We start from the raw sequence: 20,919 nt of genomic DNA on the forward strand, positions 1-20,919 counted from the left end.
CTCCTTATATAGTTTTAGAAATCTTGATAAGTTAAAGCTATTTACTATAGCAGGAAATGATTTACAAAAATTAAAACTTCTCCATGCTGAAAGAGAGAAAACCTTAAAAGCATTACTACTCATAGAAGCTACAAATGAAAATAAAACCTTTATAAACAAAGATGTTTTACGCGAAGTTCTTATCATTAATAAAATTTTAGTTCACGATATAAAAAAGGCCATCAAGAAAATTGAAAAAAGAATAAAAGAAATTATTCAGGCCAATAATGAACTCCACAAACAAGCTGAACTTATAAAATCAGTTCCTGGAATTGGGGAACAGACATCCCTCTATTTTATCATTGCTACAAAGGGTTTTACAGCATTTAAAAACTGGAGAAAATTCGCTTGCTATTCTGGGGGTGTTCCTTTTCAATACTCCTCGGGTTCAAGTATAAAAGGAAGAACAAAAGTGAATCATCTTGCAGATAAAAAAATGAAATCTTTACTACAAATGTGTGCATTGACAGCTATTAAATATGACATTCAAATAAAAGAATACTATTACAAAAAGAAACAAGAAGGTAAAAATCCTATGCTTATTTTAAATAATATTACATGCAAACTTATAAGCAGAGTATTCGCCGTAATAGAAAGACAAACTCCTTATATTAATACTTATAAATTTGCATCTTAAATTTTAACAATTTTTATTTGCTTCGTGTCATAGAATGCGTAGCGGTGTTTTTTTATTATCTGCTACGAAGTTACAAACTTCGCAGAGCGGGTATTTTTATTCTCCATGGGTATATTTAACCACTTCTTTAGTTTTTATATTTACTTCTGCATAAGCAACACCTCCTATTACCGGTGGTTTTGGAAAATTCCCATGCACAGTCCAAATACTATCATTCTTCCTTTCTGCGACGAATGGTTTTTGTTTATTTATTACTGATGTTCCATAAACTTCTTTCCATTTTTTTTCAGCTACAGAAATTGCAATCTCTTTATCAGTAATATTCTTTTCACTTTTGTTAGATATTCTCTGTTCACAACAAGAAAGGGAAACTAGCAATATAAAAGTATAATATTTCATTTTAAATTATTTATTGGTGACGTGGTAATTGTTTTCGGTCTATCAATGGTGTCTGTTCTCGATTTTGCCGCATAGCTTCTATTGACTTTAAACCGTCATCTAAAACAGGTTTGGGAAGATAATCAGAAGTAGGAACCAAATTAGGAAAAGGCTTAGGTTTAGCCCTATAATCTCCTAAAGAAGGCCTAGGGCTTTCTTTAGGATTAATTTTATTCTTTCTTTCTGGTGAAGTAGGATCGCTTGGCATATTTGTTCTTAATGTTTTTTCTGTATTAGAACTTAAATCATAATATTTTAATTGACCTCCAGGAGTTACAAGAAACGCATCTAATCCAAGATTGTTTGCAACCCCTTTATCTCCGCCACCACTTGGATCTCCTGAAAAGTTTTCATCATCATATTCTTTATCTTCATTACCATGAGCATGAATATAAGCGGAAGCAGCTACACCTTTTGGTAGTTTCATATTTAGGCCTTGCGGAATACCATGAGCTTCACCTGTTGTAGGATTATTATAAGCATAATATTTTTTGCCATCCGCATATTTAAAATAAATTAATGCTCCTATTTCACGTTTATCTAATATCGACTTTCCATTATATTGTTCTCCAAAATTTGCTGCTGCATTCTCTCTTGTATTAAATAACACGTGGGGTTCTAAACCTTCTAATTCTCTCGCATCTACAACTCTGTTTCCACTAAATGCGTAGGTAGACCATGTAGGGTATTTCTCTGACAATGGATCAACATTGAAAAACCTTCCCAGTTCAGGTATACTATTTCGCCATTTAAAAGAACTCCAGCCTGTTTCCTTCTGCCTTTCCTGCCCTTGAAAACCATAAGTATAGCTTTGCAGTTGTGTAGGGTTATATCCGGCGTATTCCATTCCAAATGGATAATACCCTGTTTCCCGGTCTGTTACAGCTTCGTTATTGCTTCCACGATAATAGGCAAGCCTTATATTTCCGAGGTGATCTTGGTAGTTATAAATATACCTCTTTTTCTGGAAATCGTAATACCCTTCTGAAGTAGGGAAAAACTGCAACAATGATGCCCCACCCTCTACCTGCTCATATTGAAATCCATTTAGGTATTCAGTATTTTTGGTGAGTACCGAATTGATTTGCGGAATATAATAGGAATAAGTATACTTTAGCTTGATGCCGTCTGCCCTGTATAAAAAATTAAGTCTATTCTTACCGCCAAGCCCTACATTCGTAGGTAAATTTAAAAAATTATATGAGATACCTGCAATACCCTTATCCAAATGATTAATCATATTTCCATTTGCATCGTAATCAATCATATTTCCTCCTGTTGGATAACCTGATGGGTTGCTATTCTCATCGGTCACTTTTTTCAACTTGTTTCCATCATAGACCTGGTAATTAAGGTTATCTATCAGAATAGGTACATTTGCCAAAGGCTGGTATCTTTTCAGAGTTTGAATGTTCCCATTAAGGTCATAGGTCACCTTCTCTGAGTAGCTTTCATTTAAAGGTGCAGTGGAGAAAGGTTCAACATAAGACGCATCCAACAACCTGTTTAGCTTATCATATTTATAGGCATATCTTCTCAGGTAATTTCCGCTGGCAGACCGCCAGTCAAACTCAGCTATATTACCGCTATATTTTGCTAAGGCTCCATTACCCGGGGATTCATATTTTAGCTCATACGCAAACAGTTTTCCGTTCAGATTGGCAGGATCATTCATTTTGGCTATCCACCCCCTAATATTGTAGTTATAATCTATCGACTGTAATGGTGTGCCAGTTGTATTTCCCGTTTTCTTATTTGTAAGCTGACCAATATCATTATAGGTATTTTCAGCAAGTAATTCCTCGGGTTCTGTATTAACCTGATGATAATGCTTTAATAGACGATTCTGACTATCGTAAATAAATCTTTCTTTAATTGTAACTTCTGTACTCCCTTGATTCTTGAGATGATAGGTATAACTTTCTTCCGGCTGGCCTGCAAAATCCAGCCTGGATTCTGTTTTGGTATAGCCTCCCAAATGGTTCCAACTTCTTTCACCAATTTTTCTTCCTTTGGTATCATAGTAAAAATAGATTTTCGTCCAGCTATCATCTTCAATGTTTTTCAAATAAGTGGCTGTAGGAAAAGTGAGTGTGTTTATTCCTCCATTTAAAGACCTTGAAGAAGTCATCACAAATTGGTCAAGAATCTTAGTAATTGTTGGTTCTTTCGAATCTCTAGGATAAGAATCGTAATAATTAACGGTCAAAACAGTACTTAAGTTTTGAAAAAAACTATTGGTGTAGTACACTAATTGACCATTTTTGGTAAATGCATCTGTAGTTGTTGCTTCATGTATAACCTGATCTCCAATCTGATTTTGCATATCCGATCTGCTTCCTCCAGAAAGAAGTCCGGTATAAACAACCCGGCCTAAACGATCATATTTAGAAAGCAGCCATTGTCCGTTATTTTTAAGATTAACATCCTGGGAAAGTACAGGACGGTCAGCACCATCATACACCACAGACTCCCAGTCTCCTCTGCCAGGTAATCTCTTTTCTACTTGTCGCCCTCTTCCGTCGTAACGGTACTGATAACAAAGCGTTTCTAAAATATTCGGTGTTAGCTCGTTATTGTTTTGTTCAATCTGCTGTACTGCTTTTGGTGGAATAACAAATACCTGTTGTCCATACTCATTATAAACATAATAGGTATCCACATTTTGTGTACCGTCGGTACGTCGTATCAACAAAACCTGTCCGCGACTATTGGTAAATTGAATCACAGGCGTTCCATCTTCATCTATCACGACATTTTTATATAAAATTCCAGCATCATATAAACCTACTGTAGGGAATGATGATACGGTATTATTAATCGCTCCGACTGTATTGGTTGTAGTATTTGTGATAAACTTCTTAACCTCCCCCGATGCATTTACCTCATATTTATATTGGGCTGTGTGCCCTGCACCCATCTTCCAGGCATCTCCGGGATGAGCTTGTTGCAACACTCTGTCCAAAGGAGAATTTTCAATTTCTTTTTCGGCAAAAGCGTTAGCAACGCCGTAGTAAGCATTTGCTGTATTCTCATTAACAATGCCCGTATGGATGGCGCCATTCTGCGAATTGGCAGGCACCGGAAGGATATCTTTTGTTTGCCTTCCATAACCATCATAGGTAATAGGAGTGACCAAATCTTTTCCGGTATTGGTCATTTTTACCCCTACAACTTGTTTTGGCCTTCCTAAACCATCAAAATAAGTAACGGTTTCTGCTCTCTTACTGCAATCACCACTTAGACAGGTTTTGGATTGTATATAATTTTCTGATGTACTCTGGGCATAGGCTGCTGTAACTGTAAGCAGCAGACCTAATAATTTTATCTTTCTCATAATGTGTTTACTGTTTATAGTTATACTTAAATTCTTTGACGGTCTTCACAACATAATTACCGGCAGTATCCCGTTCTCTGACCTGAATCTCCTTTAACCGGTTGGCTGAATCGTAAATGTACTGTTCCCTGATACCAGAAGGCGGTGTTATAGTAGTTACGCCAATTAATGGGTCATACGTATAAGTGGTGACCACCAATCCTGATTGATGAAAATTGTCTAAAGCTAAAAGGAGTGCGGCCTCTTTAGTAGGATCAGCGGCATCCTCATCAGATTTAGCGACAATATCTGCAATCTGATTATCTATTGATCCATATATTACCCCTACAATCTTAGCAATAGGTTTTGTTTTTTTGTAGCCCCAGATTATAGTAACCGGAGTACCATCTTTAGTGGTATATTTCACAATATTTCCATTCTCATCATATTTGTCAAAACTTACATCTTTGTAGGATTGTGAAACGTTCAAATTATCAAATGAATATTCTGATAATGGAAGCGCCAGATTTCCCGTCGCTGCATTGGGTAATGCAGTAGGATAAATGGTTTCTTCGCGGGAAGTTAATTTGGTAATATTTTCAACGGTTTCCTGCTCTCTTGTCTCCAAAGGAATTCCAACCATATTTTTACTTATCAATAACTGGTTGTTTTTCTCATGTGCATAATCATAGTTGATTTCCGTTGAAGACAGATCCGGAAGAATTGTTTTTTGTCCTGTGAGCTGGCTATGTTTAGGATTACTGTAGAAATACTGTGTTTCCGTTTTCATGGCAGCTCCTTTCAGGTACTCTATTGTTTTCTGTGATTTTAAGTACTCAAAATGAGAGATGTTTTTATATTGTACTATATCAAGATTATCCAATTGCTCATCAAATGTTACTACCTCTCCTGGCTGTCGTCCAAAACATCTGCCTTTATATTCCGTGGTCACATTATTGGCTCCAAAAGCATGGCAATTTTTATAACCATCGGTAGTAATATAATAATGAGAATGGTTGGTTGAGCAGGTGGTAAATGGAATTGTTGTTATAACATCCTGGGCATTGCAGGTATAAGTAACATTCTTAGGATTTGGATTATCATAGTTTTTACGGATTGAAAAACCATCTACCTGATATTTCCTGTTCTGATCTTCTTCATAATTCATTTCAACAGTGCGTACCAGATTATTATTACCATCCAGATATCTTGTGAAAAGTTCCCGCCCATTATTCCAACCCAAATTTGACCACACAGAGTTCCTTATATTATTTCCTATTAATACCTTACCAAAATCATCAGAGGCTGCGGAATATTTATGAATAATATTGGATTTCCCTTCTGTAATCTCCTGAACCGTTTTGTAAAATACATTTGGATGTGTAGCATACAATTGATTGATATTAGTGGAAGTTATCGTGTAATAAGGAAACTTCTCCACCCCAACAGGAACGCTGCCTCCCGTATGTGGATTATTGACATAGCAGGTTTTGTAATAATCAAGCTGTTCTTGAAATTCCGGTGTTCTTAAAACAACAGCTTCACTTGTCTGCTCATTCAGATCCCGATAAAGAAACTTCCTGGTAGTTGCAATCCCATTCTCTGTTGTATCTACAATCTTGGCTATCCGCAAGCCGCCAATAGGGACTTCCTTATCACCATACACAGCATCTTTGAACGAATAAGTTGCCGATGCTATAGAGCGTACACAGAAATATAAAGTCTCCAGTCTCAGCGTCAGTGGTTCATCTTTGTTAACAAGCGCAAAAAAGGGGCCCGTATGAAGAGGCAGGGTTGCCGTATTTCCAATACTATAGAGCATTCCCGAATCAGTTTTATTATAAAGTTCAAGAAACTGACCATTTGATTTTTGTAACGTCATTTTAGCTCTATGATGATTACCAGCTTGAGCAGATCCCGGGCAATCGTTAGTATTAAAACCAGCGCCCCCACCTAAATGAATTTCCTCCGTTTTAATAGGTGTAAATGTTACTGAATTTTTTATATGTGCTTCACTGTCCTCAGTCGTCGTCGCCTTTATTTGAACCCCTTTTGTTTGTGCTGGTTCAAGCAGTACATTTTTGTCTATTCTCGTATGATTTTCATAGAAGAATTCTGTAAAACCTTTGGTTGGATAAACGATTTTTTTTAAGATCCCGATAGCTGTTTTGTCAGGAACGACACCTGTTCCTGCTCCTACATAAGAACTCCATGCGAGCACGTTGGGGATCTGCGGAACCAGATTCGTATTGCTATTGACCTCATTGTAATATCCCCAGCTATCTCTGTTAAAGGCAAGCCGTGGAGGAAATTCATCCGGCTGATTGTATTCAAATCCATAGGTAGTATTTAACACATTATCTACTATAGAACTGAGAAATAATCTACTGTTTGCTGTTAAACTATAATTTAATGCAACGTTATTAATAATACTGTTGTTTACTTTTTTGGTCACTTTTTGCAGCCGTTTATAATCCTCACTGCCTCCTGACTGCAGATAGTCAAAAATAATTTCTCCATAGGCAGGGTTATTACTATATATTCTTTTAATCTGTTTTCCATTGACAGTTTGGTTATGGCTGATTAGCGGACTTACAGTAGGATACATGATAAATGTCCCATTACCACAGGAAGAATACATAGGTCCACCATTAGGAGAAGTATAGGACAATGTTTGAGACTGGCTTATAGTAGTGGTATAACCACCATCTGTATTTTCAATAAATACAATTTCGCCAGTGGATACATCCTCTATTTTTGTAAGATACCAAGCTGATGTAGAAATTGATATCAAAGAATGCCCAGCTCCGGCAGTTCGGTTTGAAGTAACCTCCTGATCGGTAAAATAGTACTTCATCCCGTCATCTGTGGTGATCGTAAAAGACGGGCCACCACTTCTCCCTTCAATAATAACATCTTTTTGAGAGTAAACCACAGGCATTCCTCTTCTATCAAAGACAAATTTAATCTGCATACCGCCAAAGCTTGCCATATACAGATCCTGTTCAGTATCTATATTATCATTTGCAGCATCCTGAAAGAATTGCATTACAGTAGGATGATTAGGTCCCAACGCATCTATATTGGTTGGAATTGTGACGTTGCTCACATAGTCCTCATCAGGAAGATCCCGAATAACTCGTGTAATAACTCCTCCTGAAATAAGATTCCAGCCCAGTCCTGTAGATCCATTCATATCATCTACTTTAATTCCGTTAGAAAAGTAGTTGAGCTTAATAGGAAGACTGATGTTTTTGGTTTGAAAACTTGTTAATGGAATATCCACGTTGGCATTCCCCGTAAACAAACTGACTGGGATATTTCCAAAGGCTCCTAATTTATAGGACTCTGAGGATGGAGGAATAATATTGGGAAGTGTAGATTGTTTACTTCCTGTAGTTTGTGCTACTGCTGTACCCAAGGATAAGCAGAAAAACAAACTGGTTATGTTCTTTTTCATGATTAATGTTTTTTATTTCTTAATCAGCTTTGCATTCGCTGTTTTATTATTATCTGTTTTTATAGTCACTAAATAAGCTCCTTGTATCAAAGCCTGGGTATTCATCTTAGTCACTCTATTCTTGGTTTTGAAGTTCTGAAGCTGTCTTCCGCTCATATCATACAGCATAATATCTGCTTCTTTGAAATCAAAACCGATTTCTACATATGCATAGTCTGATACCGGATTTGGATAGATCTTGATATCGTATTTTGCTATCAGATCACTCACCTGTTTATCACCCAGCTTTACAATCTTCCAGTTTTCTTTTCCTAGTTCCTTCGCACTCGTTCCAGCAAGGATTATGGAGCCATCGCGGTTCAGTTTCAAGTCTGAAAGTCGCTCTTCTTTTTGTCTGGATTCTCCTGCCACATGTTTTCGCCATTGTTCATTTCCGTTGCCATCCAGATACAGCATCCAGAAGGTTTCATCGTCTTTTTCTATTCTCCCTTCGGCTTGGGTATAACCGCCTAACAGAATTCCTTTTGAAGATTTGTCATCTGCCGAATGAATAACGCTCATTCCCATCAGGATATCGCGGTTTTTGAAATTGTAGGACTTTTGCCATTGCTCATCGCCTCTTTCGTTTAAAGCAATCAGCCAAAGGTCTGTACCTTCTTCAATGCCTACCGTTTTGTTTCCGGATCTTTCGGAGCGGGATTCTCCACCGATGATATAACCGTTTGCCGTTAAAGCCAATGTTCTGATATGGTCGTCTCCTTTACCCCCAAAGTTCTTTTCCCATTCTACTTTTCCGTTTTTGTCCAGTTTGATAATCCAATAGTCGCCTTCACCGAAGTTGCTGCTTTGTTTTGAGGTAGCAGATATCAGGTTATAGGTAGCAGTACTTCCAGTCGAAGATTTACTTTCAGGAGTTCTAGCCCCGGATCCTAAATCACCAACTTCGGAACTTCTGGAATAAATTCCCAATAAAGCTCCGCCGTCTTTTGTTGGAATCATTTTTTCAACTTCGTCCAAGCCTTTTCCACCTAAGACCAATTGGGACAGTTCCTTTCCGTCTTTGTCCAGTCTGGTGATCCACACATCTTTAGAACCATAGCCTTGGGATGTGTTTTGTACATTTCCGGCTACAAAAAAGCCCAAGTCTGTACTTTGAATGACTGCTTTGGCCTCTTCATCAGAAAAAGTTCCCAAGGTTTTCTGCCATAATTCATCTCCGAATTCATTAATTCTGATGAGCCAGATATCTGATCCGCCTTTCGAATCCTCTCTCTTATCCAGCCCTTTTCCGGAATATGACGTTCCTGCTACAAGAAAACCACCGTCCTGAGTGGTTACTGTTGCCGATAAATAATCATGGTTATTTCCTGAGAAATACTTCTCCCAGGCTTCTTCTCCCTGCTGATTCAATTTAACTAAATGGAAATCGTAGCCGTTGTTTTGTCTGCTTCCAGCCTCCGTCTTCCCGCTTCCTGACTGGATAGAGCTTCCTGTAATGAGATACTGCTGATCTATAGTTGTAGTCACCTGGCTTAGAAAATCTTGAGTAGAGGATTTGATGTCTTTTTGCCAGAGAACTTCCTGGGCAGATAGCCCCAGAATGGTGCATACAGTACATGCACTGAGATAAATCTTTTTCATTCCCGTGTTATTTTTGAGTTTAATAATTAGTTTTTCAAATTTTCACAAATTTAACTTTTTTTCGCTCACACAAGTCATGTTAATGTGATTTAATATAAATTATTTCCAAACATCAGGAAATTTCATTGCGACTCTATGATCCTTCATTGGTTCTACAAATCTACTACGGCATTACGACAGAACTCGACGTAACAAAAAACAAAAAAGGGCCAGCTCCGAAGAGCCAACCCTCAAAACATTAACTGTTTATTGATTATTATGTTTATACTTTCTCTTATTGTAATAAAGAATTACTATCATTAATTTTAGGAACAGTAGTAATATTTGAAAACAAAGCTGAAGCTTTAAAAATATTTCCTTTAAACAAAGAATAGTTAACATTTAATGGTAGATTAAAAGGAACCGCAGAATTTGCTGAAATAAATTTACTATTCAATACTTCCAAAACCCCCAGCTGTCCAAAAGGTGTATCTAGAAATCCATTAGCACTATAATTATTGATATCACTGTTTTTGATTACCATTTCAAAATTCGATTTTGGATTCAGGAAGGTAATATTTTTAAATGTACTGTTATCTATAATCACCTTCTGTGACCCATATTCTCCAATACGAAGATTCATTTGTCCCGAAGACTCCATACGACAATTTCTAAAAATTAATGTTGGAGACTGGCTACGGATATCCATATCTACAGGTAAACGAATTTCACAGCTATCAAATAACTGTTCATGATCTGTATTGGTAAGATAAAGAAGTGTTTTAGGTGTATACCCAAGGCTATTAAGATCAAATAAAGTATTAAAATATTTAATAGACCCCAAAATAGTGGCAGCAGAAAAATTTCTATAGGCCCAGTTTCCTTTACAGTCTCTTACTGTTACATTACAATGCATCCCGTAAACTTCAGGAAAAGTAATTGGGGAAATTTCTGGATCAAAAGACGCATCATTGATACACCCCTGAATAGTAACATCAGTAGATTTTGGTGTATCATTTGCGATACTCACTAAAGTGTCTTTTTCGAGCTGCTTTACTCTATCACCGAAATAAATATTTGAAAGGGAGACAGTATCTGTGTTTCCCACTTCAATGCCACGACTACAATCAAGAATAAAAGTATCACTTACAATAACTTTTGCATTTCTCCCAGAAATAATATTAATTCCATCACGTGAGTTTTTAATCGTATTTCCATGAACCAAATAAGTGTAAATCTCATTCCCTTCAATAGCAGGAGCTACAATAATTCCTTTACTATCGTGGTTTTCTACATAATTATTCACAATTTGAGCACCATGTGTTTTCTCCACCCAAATTCCTCCATTAAATTCATTTCCAAGAGCATTATGTCCTTCTTTACAAATATTTCCGGCAATATAAACCTCTTCACTTTGGGCAAAATTCCTATCACAAACAATACCAACTCTCTGATAATCCGTACAATAATTGTTTGTAATTTTACAGCCAGAAGCTGACATCACAATAATACCATCTCCATTCTGCCCTCTTGTTGTAGTTGTTGTACAATGGTCAATATGAGCATAAGAAGATCCCGCAGCCGTAATTCCTGCCCCCTGAACATTATTTACTTTTACATTTCTAATAAGACAATTTTCACTGTAGTCTACATACAACCCTCCTCCAATAATATTATCTCCAGCTCCAGTACCCATTATTGTAATACCTTCTACAATAGCACCTTTGAGCTTAACTGCTATCTTAGCATCTGCAGTGATCGTTCTTAATGTACCTGTACCTGTTATACTGCAATTAATTATTTTAACACTGGCAATTCGAAATATTTTCCCCTCGGGTATCAATAAAAATTTCTTTTCTTCCTTACAATAATCTGCAGCTGCTTCATAAGCATTCGTATCATCATCACTATCATTTCCTTTTGCTCCAAACCATAATAAATTTACCGGCCCTTCATACGATCTTCTCCAGGCACCTATCCCCCCAACAGTTATAATAGTCCCATTATTTCCGACACCAGAATATGCCCCATCCCAATAAAATTCACCACCACCACCATCATTGGCTGCATGATACCCTCTTACGGTATAGAAGTCAGCATCCGTATTTCCATTTTTAGTTTTTAATTCGCTAATCGAAGCTAATGTCATAATTAATTATTTTAATGATTCAAGGCAAAGCTATCCCTTCAAAGCGACAGAACCCGACGTAATAAAAACAAAAAAGGGCCAGCTCCGAAGAGCCAACCCTCAAAACATTAACTGTTTATTGACTGAATTATGATGTTTCTTTATTTCCAGCCTCCGCCCAGACTTTTATAAATATCTACTACGGTACTCAGCTGTTTTTGTTTCGCTTCTATCAGTTCCATTTTAGCATCTAAAGCATCTCTTTGATTCAGAAGAACCTCAAGATAGTCTGCTCTGGAGTTTCTGAACAACTGGTTCGCAATATCAATGGATTGATCCAGGGCTTTTGTTTCCTGAGATTTCAATTGATAGTACTGGTCTATATTTTTAATCTTCGACATCAGATTAGCTACATCCAGATAAGCATTTAAGATCGTTTTATCATATTCATATAATGCCTGTACCTGTTTAGCATCAGCAGTCTGGAAGTTAGCTTTGATAGCACTCTTATTAATTAATGGTCCAGCTAGCTCACCTACAAGATTATAAGCGATAGATTCCGGCATTTTCACCAGATAAGATGGTTTGAATGCTTCCAATCCCAAGGTTGCAGAAATTTCCAGTGATGGATAGAATTCTTTTCTTGCTGCTTCAACATCCAGTTTTGAAGCCTTTAATTCCAATTCTGCCTGTTTGATATCTGGACGATTGGCCAGCAATTGTGACGGAATTCCCGTATACACCGTTGGCGGCATTGTTGACATAAAATTTTCCTTCGCTCTGACAATCGGTTGTGGATATCTTCCTAACAACGCATTGATCTCATTCTCCTTTTCCGTAATCTGCTGGCGGATGGTATATTCTGAAGCTTTGGATTTTGCCAATTCAGCTTCAAATTTCTTCACCGCCAATTCCGTTGCAGCAGCAGCTTCTTTCTGAATTTTGGAAATTTCCAATGCTCTTTGCTGAAGCTTGATATACTGTTGAATAATATCCAATTGATTATCCAGAGCCAACAATTCATAGTAATTATCAGCCACTTCTTCAATAAGATTAGACAGAACGAAGTTTTTCCCTTCTACTGTAGAAAGATAATGAGCTACCGCAGACTCCTTTTCTGTTCTTAATTTCTTCCAGATATCAATTTCCCAATTGGCCATTAAACCTCCTTCAAAGTTTCCAAGAGGATCCGGCATTTCTCTGCCAGGTTCTATTTGTGTGGTAGCATCTCCTGCTCCTTCACTCGTATATCGACCTGCTTTTTTCAGTCCTGCCCCTATTCCAGCTGAAACTGTAGGTGTTAACCTTCCCTTCTTTGCTAAAACTCCACTTTTGGCAATTTCAATTTCCTGAAGAGTGATCATTAGCTCCTGATTGTTCTTTAAAGCAGTTTCAATAAGGCTTACCAGATTCGGATCCGTGAAGAACTGTCTCCAGGGAGTTGTTCCGCTGTTGCTATTTGCATCCTGCTGTTCTTCCTGATTGAAGTTCTGAGGTATATTTTCTTTTACCTCGTCTTTTATGACGGTCGCCATTGGCGCCTTACAACTTGCTAACACAAGAGATAAGGCAATGGCTGTTATTATATTTTTAGTCTTCGAATTTTCCATCGTGTTCATAAGGTTCAGTTTGTTCTGTTAAAGGATTTTCTTCTTCATATTTTGCCAGCCTCGATTTTTCAGCAATGGTTCCGAAAATGTAATACAATCCTGGAATAATCATCAGTCCGAAAACAGTTCCTATCAACATCCCTCCGGCTGCAGCGGTTCCAATGGTACGGTTTCCAATGGCTCCGGGACCTGTTGCAATCACTAACGGAATCAATCCGGCAATAAAGGCAAATGATGTCATCAGAATCGGACGGAAACGAATGGCAGCACCTTCAATAGCAGCTTTTGCCACAGAAATTCCCTCTTCTGCTTTCTTCTGTACGGCAAATTCAACAATCAATACAGCATTCTTTCCTAAAAGCCCAATAAGCATTACCATGGCTACCTGAGCATAAATATTATTTTCCAATCCTAACAATTTTAAGCATAAAAATGCCCCAAAAATACCAGTAGGAAGAGATAAGATCACCGGTAACGGAAGTATAAAGCTTTCATACTGGGCAGCAAGGATCAGATATACAAATCCAAGACACACCAGGAAGATAAATACCGCTTCATTTCCACGGCTCACTTCATCTTTAGAAATCCCAGCCCAGTCAATACCAAACCCTCTAGGAAGAGTTTTATCCGCAACTTCCTGAATCGCTTTAATAGCCTGCCCACTACTGTATCCCGGTGCCGGAGTACCGCTCACCTCTGCAGAATTGTACATATTATGTCTTGTAATCTCAGACAATCCATATACTTTTTCAAGATGCATAAAGTCTGAATACGGTACCATCTGATCTTTATCATTCTTAACATACAATTTTAAAAGATCCGTTGGCAATGCACGATATTGAGGCCCTGCCTGAACAATCACCTTATAAGGTCTGTCAAAACGGATAAAACTGGTCTCATAGTTTGAACCGATAAGTGTTGACAGGTTATCCATCGCTTTTGCAATGGTTACCCCTTTCTGCTCTGCAAGATCATTATCCACACGAAGCATATACTGAGGGAAACTTGCAGAATAGAAGGTAAATGCAGATCCCAGTTCCGGGCGTTTCTTCAGCTCCTTCACAAAATCATTACTCACCTGCTCCATTTTATGATAATCACCACTTCCTGCTTTATCCAGTAAACGAAGTTCAAAACCTCCGGCAGCTCCATAACCAGGAATAGATGGTGGTTGGAAAAATTCAATATTGGCCCCCGGAATATTCTTGGCTTTTTCTTCCAGCTTTTCAATAATTTCAGCTGCAGATTCTTTACGTTCATCCCAACTTTTAAGGTTGATCAAGCAGGTTCCTGAGTTGGATCCTGTTCCTTCTGTTAAGATCTCATAACCCGCCAGTGAAGAAACAGATTTTACTCCGTCAACATCTTCAGATTCTCTCAACAGTTCTTTAGCAATCTGATTGGTTCTTTCCAAGGTAGATCCCGGAGGCGTCTGAATAATCGCATAAATCATTCCCTGGTCTTCAGCAGGAATAAACCCTGACGGAAGAGAGTTACTCAGGAAAAATGTACAGGCACAAAATGCCAATAATAACGGCAATGTGATTCCCTTTTTAGTAACCGTTTTCTTCAGCATTCCTTCATATTTCCCGGCACCTTTCGTAAACAGGTTGTTGAATTTATCAAGGAAAATAGTAATCAGTGTCTTCTTTTTAGCTTTTCCGTGGTTATTTTTCAGGATTAAAGCACATAAAGCCGGTGTCAGAGTTAAAGCCACAACCCCCGATAGAATAATGGACGATGCCATGGTAATCGAGAACTGACGGTAAAATACACCAACAGGCCCGGACATAAACGCAATTGGGATGAATACAGATGCCATTACCAAAGTAATTGCGATAATAGCTCCACTGATCTCATGCATAGCTTCTTCTGTAGCTTTTAAAGGAGAGAGATTTTTCTCTTCCATCTTGGCATGAACGGCTTCAATAACCACAATGGCATCATCAACAACGACTCCAATTGCCATGACAAGGGCAAAGAGCGAGATCATATTCAATGTAATACCAAATGCCGACATCACAGCAAATGTTCCTATCAATGATACCGGAACCGCTAATGCCGGAATTAAGGTTGAACGCCAGTCTCCAAGGAAAAGGAATACTACAATAGCTACCAATATAAAGGCTTCAAATAAAGTATGGATTACTTTTTCCATAGAAGCATCCAGGAATCTGGAAACGTCATAGCTGATATCATAATGCATTCCTTTAGGGAAAGTATTCTTTTCAAGATCTGCCATTAAAGCTTTTACGTTTTTGATAACGTCACTGGCATTGGAACCATAAGACTGCTTTACTGTAATTGCTGCAGAAGGTTTTCCGTTAAGAGTGGAATAAATATCATACATCGAACTTCCGAATTCAATATCAGCAACATCTTTCAATCTGATGGATTCTCCATCCGGTTTGGCTCTTAAAATGATATTTCCATAATCTTTTTCATTGTTAAAACGACCCGGATATTTCAATACATATTCAAATGACTGAGAGCGCTTTCCTGAACTTTCCCCGGTTTTTCCCGGAGACGCTTCCAAACTCTGCTCATTTAAAGACTCCATCACTTCATCTGCTGAAATGTTATAAGCAGTTAATCTATCCGGTTTAAGCCAGATACGCATTGCATATTCACGGGTTCCCAAAATATCAGCGAAACCTACTCCACTCACCCTTCTCAATTCAGACATTACGTTAATATCTGCATAATTGAACAGGAATTTCTGATCAGCTTTAGGATCGTCACTGTACAAATTAATGTACATCAACATATTCGGCTCTTCACGGGTAATTTTCACCCCTTCACGAACTACCAGAGGAGGTAATTTATTAACCACGGAAGATACACGGTTCTGAACGTTTACTGCTGCAACGTTAGGATCTGTTCCCAGATCAAATACCACCTGAATGGATGCCTCTCCATCATTTCCGGCATCCGAGGTCATATATTTCATACCCGGAACTCCATTTAATCCTCTTTCCAAAGGAATAACAACAGATTTAATCAATAATTCGTTGTTAGCTCCGGGATATTCTGCGGTAATATTTACTTTAGGTGGAGAAATTGAGGGAAACTGAGTCACCGGAAGTTTTACCAATGACAGAATTCCCATAAACACGATAATCAATGAGATTACAATAGACAGAACGGGTCTGCGGATGAATTTCTTAAACATACTACTTCATTTTAGAGACCATTACTCTGCTTTTAATTTCAATGATTGAAGAACCTTTTTAGGATCCTGGAATTTTGTTTTTACTTTTTGGTCATCCTTCACCTTCTGAACGCCCTCCAAAAGAATCTGATCTCCTTTTGATATTCCAGAACTTACCACATACAAATCCGGAAGTTCGTAAGCAATTTTAATATTTCTGGATTTCGCTGTGCCGTTTTTGTCAATAACGAATACATATTTCTGATCCTGAATTTCGTAGGTAACTTTCTGAGGAATAATAAGAGCATTGTGAACCGGCATTGTCATTTGCACTTTTCCGGTTTCTCCGTTTCTCAGAAGCTTATCCGGGTTTGGAAACTTAGCACGGAAAGCAATATTTCCGGTTTCATTGTCAAATTCACCTTCAATAGTCTGAATTTCTCCTTTTTGAGAATAAGTTTCTCCATTTGCTGTAATAAGAGATACCTGATTGCTTCCTCTATCTGCTGCATGGGTCTGATAGCTCAGATATTCCGGCTCAGAAACATTGAAATATGTGTAAATACTTGTATTATCTGATAAGGAAGTCAACAGATCACCTTCATCTACCAGACTCCCCAATTTTAAAGGAATTCGGTTGATAATCCCTGAAAACGGAGCCTTAATATCGGTAAAAGACAAGTGGATTTGCGCTAGTTTCATTTCTGCGTTGGCAGCATCCAACTTAGCTTTAGCCATAGCCTTTTCGTTTTTGGATACGATATTGTTTCCAGCTAATGTAGTGGCATTTTTCAGTTCAATAGAAGCCTGTTCTACTTCCGCTTTTGCCTTTAGCAATTCCGCCTGATAAAGTTTAGGCATAATACGGAACAGGGTTTGCCCTGCCTGTACATACTGTCCTTCATCGACAAAAATTTTCTCAAGGAAGCCTTTTTCCTGAGCCCGAACTTCAATGTTCTTTACAGACTGGATCTGAGCTACATATTCCTTATTAATCACAGTATCCATTACTACCGGTGATGTTACCGGATAAGTAGTTACTTCTTCTTTCTCCTCTTTTTTCTTATTGCAGCTTACAGCCAGTAAAAGGACGCTAAGCGCAATACCTGAGGCAACTCTTTTTATCATAATTCTAGAGTTTTATAAATCGTTAATGTTTTAAATAGAAATAAATGGTAATAAAGAATAGTACAGAGTGATGATTACCAACATACACAACGCAAAGCATTCCCACCTGAAATCAGGTAGAAATTCATTAGGAAAAATGAAATTTTAAATTCTAATGGAACGGATCAGAATAAACTTTTTGGCAGTAAGCCCCCAAATAAACCCGTGAATATCCGGTTTAAACTGCTTGTTGCTTTTTAATCCAAAAATATAAACCAAGCTGAAAACCCCAGCGAAAACAATAATAGCCTGAAATACATCAGACAGCTGAAAATCATTTTCTGCAAGTTCTAAAGTTGAATTATCTACAGAATCTGCCATTTGCTGCACAGTAAGCTTCTCATAGGTCTGATTCAGCTTGTTGGCTCTTTTAGGGAGATGATGAGAAACATGACCGGAATAGTCATTTCGTAGTGTTTTAACATTCAATCTGCTTTCTACTACAAAGAGCAGAAAAAGACCGGTTAAAAAATATACTATAAAGTTTCTCATTTTGAAGTCGCAAATGTACACTTAGATTGTTATATCATCATAATAGATTAACAAAGTTTAACGCTTCTTTAAATAACCTGAATTTAAAATCTTATCAAATATTAAATACTATGAAAAGCAGATATTTATCAATCAACAAAGCCTCTTATCAATAATACACTTCGGTTCTTTCTTTTTCAATTGAGCTATGTTTTGTTTTTCAACATTTTATTTCGAACATACTTACGATTCAGGGAAAATATAAACCTAAAGAACTAAACTTTATCATGATTTCAAATTATTAATACAAGCGTATTGTTATTCTCTGAATTTTGAATTATTTTTCCTGAAAATTTAAACAACAAATGAACAATGAAAAAACTTTCCTCTACCCAACTGATAATAAATCGGTTAAAAAAACAACAGCAAGCCTCTCAATCACAAATTTCTTACTATAAATAATCAGTTTTTGTTTCACTGAAGAATGTTTTAAAAATAATGAACAAAATTCAAATGTTTAAAATATAATATTAGTTTATGAAAAATTAACACATATTTATTAAAAATATTTGTATTTTTATATAGTATTAACACCATAATTCATGAAACACTTTAAAATCACTTATCACTATGAAAAAATTATTACCCACAGTCCTTTTGGGATTGGCCGTTCTTTCCTCAACAGCGTGTAAACATCCCGGAAAAGATGCTGAAACCGTTACTGCTGCAACTCCTGAAAATACAGATGACATTTCAAAAAATGTTTATGTTGACAGCTATGGAGAAAAAATAGAAGTAACGATCAACCGCTCTAAAAATACAGCAACTGTACATTTAAACGGTAAAACTTATGACCTTAAAAAAAGTGATGCTTTACCGGATTATACAGCCTCAAATGAGGAGTACCAATACTCTGAAATTAAGGGAAATATTACTTTTTTAAAGAAGAATGTAGATATGGTGCTTTTCCATCTTAAACAGGTAAAAAAAGAATCCGGTCCTGCAAAAATGGCATCGTATTAGCTTATGTACAAACAGAAAAATTAAAATTTAAAATTTATGAAAAGCTTGTATTACTATTTATCCGCTCTTTTCCTAGCTGTATTTCTTGTTTCTTGCCAGACACAGACTGCACAGAAACCTACAACAGATATTACAGGAAAGACCTGGAAATTAACGGAACTTAATGGTCAGCCGATCAAATTAAAAAATCCAAAAAGCAACCCTTATTTCAAACTTGATATGAATGGGATGAGATATGAAGGTAATGCAGGATGTAATGGATTAGGAGGTACTTTTGAGATCAAACAGGACATCATGAGAATCAAATTCAACCAAGGAATGTCTACTATGATGGCTTGCGAAGATCTTGATATTGAAAATCAGTTTACAAAAGCGATCCTTGCTGCTGACAACTATTCTGTGAACGGAAATACGCTAACATTGAACAAAGCAAGAATGGCTCCTTTAGCTAAATTTGTTCTTGAATAAGAAAAAAAATAATTAGATTTAATATAAAAAGACGTCCTTCTATGGGGACGTCTTTTTTACTTTTTGTTGTATATCATATAGCAAATCAAAAGGCTGATATTCACTAAAACAGCAAATGAGTTTGACAAAATAATAGGAAGTTCATCTTTTACAAAACCATACCACACCCATAAAGATAATCCGGAAATAAGGATCAAAAGCATAAGCAGGGAAACATCTTCCACGTTTTTCTCCCGAATCACTTTTATAAGTTGTGGAATCATAGATATGGAAGTGAGTACTCCTGCAATGATTCCTAATAGGTTTTCATTCATAAATTATAGTCTTTAAGATTTACATTCTGATGAAAATTACTTAAATCTATTCAGTGAAACTTCTTCATGCAACGGAATATCTTCCTCAATAAAACGGAACAGGTCTCTTGCAAAGTAACAACCGTTCAGAATTCCTCTTGCTCCCAACCCATTGAAAACATATAGATTGCTATGAATTTCATGTCTTCCAATAATTGGTCTCCTATCTTTTACCGTAGGCCTAAACCCAAAATTTACTTCTTTCACTTCAAAATCATAAGGGTAGAATTCTGACAACCCATTGACTAACTGATTCACTGCTGATTCATCAATATGATGGTGAAGCTGTTCACGATCATAAGTTCCACCATAGAAATAAAGTCCGTTCCCCGTTGGAAAAAGGAAGTGTTTCTTTTTAATGGTTATATTTTCCGGAATAGGTTGAGAAAGTTCGACTTTTATGTGGTGTCCTTTATTGGGGGTCACCGTGATATCTGAAAAGTAAGGGTTATCTTTTACTCCCATTCCTTCACAGAAAATAATATTTTTGAAAATAAAATCGTTATAAGTTGCGTCTGAAGGGTTCAACTTAGCATACTCAAACTTTTCACTGATAAGAAAACCATTTTTTTCAAAATAATTGAATAAACCAGTAAAAAATCCATTAACATTCAACCTGGCAGACTGATTCACCTTTCCTGTGAGAAAATCGTTTTTTACTACATTTAAAGACTCAAATTTTTCATTCAAAAAGTTCGATAACTCTTCATTTCCAGATTTTTTAAGCCAAAGCTTCTGTTCGTTCTCATCATGAAAAATTCTGTGAATAGATGCATCAATCAAATAATTTTCTCCAGTATACGATTCTATCTCCTTCAAACTGTTCTTCAGAAAATCAATTTGTTCCTGAGCCTTCCAAAATGTGGTAAACTTTTTAAGAACCACAGGATTGATAATCCCTGCAGAAACCTGCGAAGCGCTTTTTCTTCCTTCGGAAAAAATTACAAAGGATTTGTTGTTTTTAATTAGCTGATGAGCTAAAAAAAGCCCAGCATATCCATCTCCTACAATAATATAATCTACATTTCTCATAATAAA

The 20,919-nt window shown here is 36.9% G+C and carries 14 protein-coding genes; 3 read left to right on the plus strand and 11 right to left on the minus strand.

Going from position 1 to position 20,919, the window contains the following annotated elements; all coding sequences use genetic code 11:
• On the plus strand, positions 1 to 676 hold a 676-nt coding region (locus J2772_RS19700), incomplete at its 5' end, for a transposase (RefSeq protein WP_209919731.1).
• A 96-nt stretch (positions 677 to 772) separates the two neighbouring features.
• Here J2772_RS19700 and J2772_RS19705 read toward each other — a convergent pair.
• The 9 genes from J2772_RS19705 to J2772_RS19745 all read right to left on the minus strand — a co-directional run bounded on the left by J2772_RS19705 (position 773) and on the right by J2772_RS19745 (position 18,058).
• Positions 773 to 1,075 (minus strand): NTF2 fold immunity protein, encoded by a 303-nt coding sequence (locus tag J2772_RS19705; RefSeq protein WP_209919732.1) that lies wholly within the window; start codon positions 1,073 to 1,075, stop codon positions 773 to 775.
• Positions 1,076 to 1,085: 10 nt separating this feature from the next.
• Complete coding sequence (locus J2772_RS19710) at positions 1,086 to 4,451, minus strand: DUF6443 domain-containing protein (RefSeq protein WP_209919734.1); 3,366 nt, start codon at positions 4,449 to 4,451, stop codon at positions 1,086 to 1,088.
• A 7-nt stretch (positions 4,452 to 4,458) separates the two neighbouring features.
• On the minus strand, positions 4,459 to 7,890 hold the full coding sequence (locus J2772_RS19715) for a hypothetical protein (protein ID WP_209919737.1): 3,432 nt from the start codon (positions 7,888 to 7,890) through the stop codon (positions 4,459 to 4,461).
• Between the two features lie 12 nt (positions 7,891 to 7,902).
• Entirely contained in the window at positions 7,903 to 9,531 is a 1,629-nt protein-coding gene (locus J2772_RS19720) for a T9SS type A sorting domain-containing protein (protein ID WP_209919739.1), read from the minus strand.
• Positions 9,532 to 9,805: 274 nt separating this feature from the next.
• Entirely contained in the window at positions 9,806 to 11,659 is a 1,854-nt protein-coding gene (locus J2772_RS19725; protein WP_209919741.1) for a right-handed parallel beta-helix repeat-containing protein, read from the minus strand.
• 140 nt (positions 11,660 to 11,799) lie between these two features.
• The gene (locus J2772_RS19730; RefSeq protein ID WP_209919743.1) at positions 11,800 to 13,257 is read right to left on the minus strand and encodes a TolC family protein; all 1,458 of its coding nucleotides are present in this window, start codon (positions 13,255 to 13,257) and stop codon (positions 11,800 to 11,802) included.
• On the minus strand, positions 13,229 to 16,420 hold the full coding sequence (locus J2772_RS19735; RefSeq protein WP_209919744.1) for an efflux RND transporter permease subunit: 3,192 nt from the start codon (positions 16,418 to 16,420) through the stop codon (positions 13,229 to 13,231). Before J2772_RS19735 ends, J2772_RS19730 begins: the two co-directional genes overlap by 29 nt.
• A gap of 21 nt (positions 16,421 to 16,441) precedes the next feature.
• Positions 16,442 to 17,524, minus strand: coding sequence for an efflux RND transporter periplasmic adaptor subunit (locus tag J2772_RS19740; RefSeq protein WP_410494450.1), 1,083 nt, complete (start codon positions 17,522 to 17,524; stop codon positions 16,442 to 16,444).
• Between the two features lie 147 nt (positions 17,525 to 17,671).
• Entirely contained in the window at positions 17,672 to 18,058 is a 387-nt protein-coding gene (locus J2772_RS19745; RefSeq protein ID WP_209919748.1) for a hypothetical protein, read from the minus strand.
• A 609-nt stretch (positions 18,059 to 18,667) separates the two neighbouring features.
• On the opposite strand from J2772_RS19745, the gene J2772_RS19750 reads away from it, so the two are divergent.
• Both J2772_RS19750 and J2772_RS19755 read left to right on the plus strand, forming a co-directional pair.
• Positions 18,668 to 19,060, plus strand: coding sequence for a hypothetical protein (locus J2772_RS19750; RefSeq protein ID WP_209919751.1), 393 nt, complete (start codon positions 18,668 to 18,670; stop codon positions 19,058 to 19,060).
• Between the two features lie 36 nt (positions 19,061 to 19,096).
• On the plus strand, positions 19,097 to 19,528 hold the full coding sequence (locus J2772_RS19755) for an META domain-containing protein (RefSeq protein ID WP_209919753.1): 432 nt from the start codon (positions 19,097 to 19,099) through the stop codon (positions 19,526 to 19,528).
• A 56-nt stretch (positions 19,529 to 19,584) separates the two neighbouring features.
• Here the strand turns inward: J2772_RS19755 and J2772_RS19760 are convergent, their stop codons facing one another.
• On the minus strand, positions 19,585 to 19,842 hold the full coding sequence (locus tag J2772_RS19760) for a SemiSWEET transporter (protein WP_209919755.1): 258 nt from the start codon (positions 19,840 to 19,842) through the stop codon (positions 19,585 to 19,587).
• Between the two features lie 36 nt (positions 19,843 to 19,878).
• On the minus strand, positions 19,879 to 20,913 hold the full coding sequence (locus J2772_RS19765; protein ID WP_209919757.1) for an NAD(P)/FAD-dependent oxidoreductase: 1,035 nt from the start codon (positions 20,911 to 20,913) through the stop codon (positions 19,879 to 19,881).
• Between the last annotated feature and the right edge of the window lie 6 nt (positions 20,914 to 20,919).

Origin of the sequence: Chryseobacterium jejuense (assembly GCF_017877355.1) — a bacterium.
Taxonomy (GTDB): Bacteria; Bacteroidota; Bacteroidia; order Flavobacteriales; family Weeksellaceae; genus Chryseobacterium; species Chryseobacterium jejuense_A.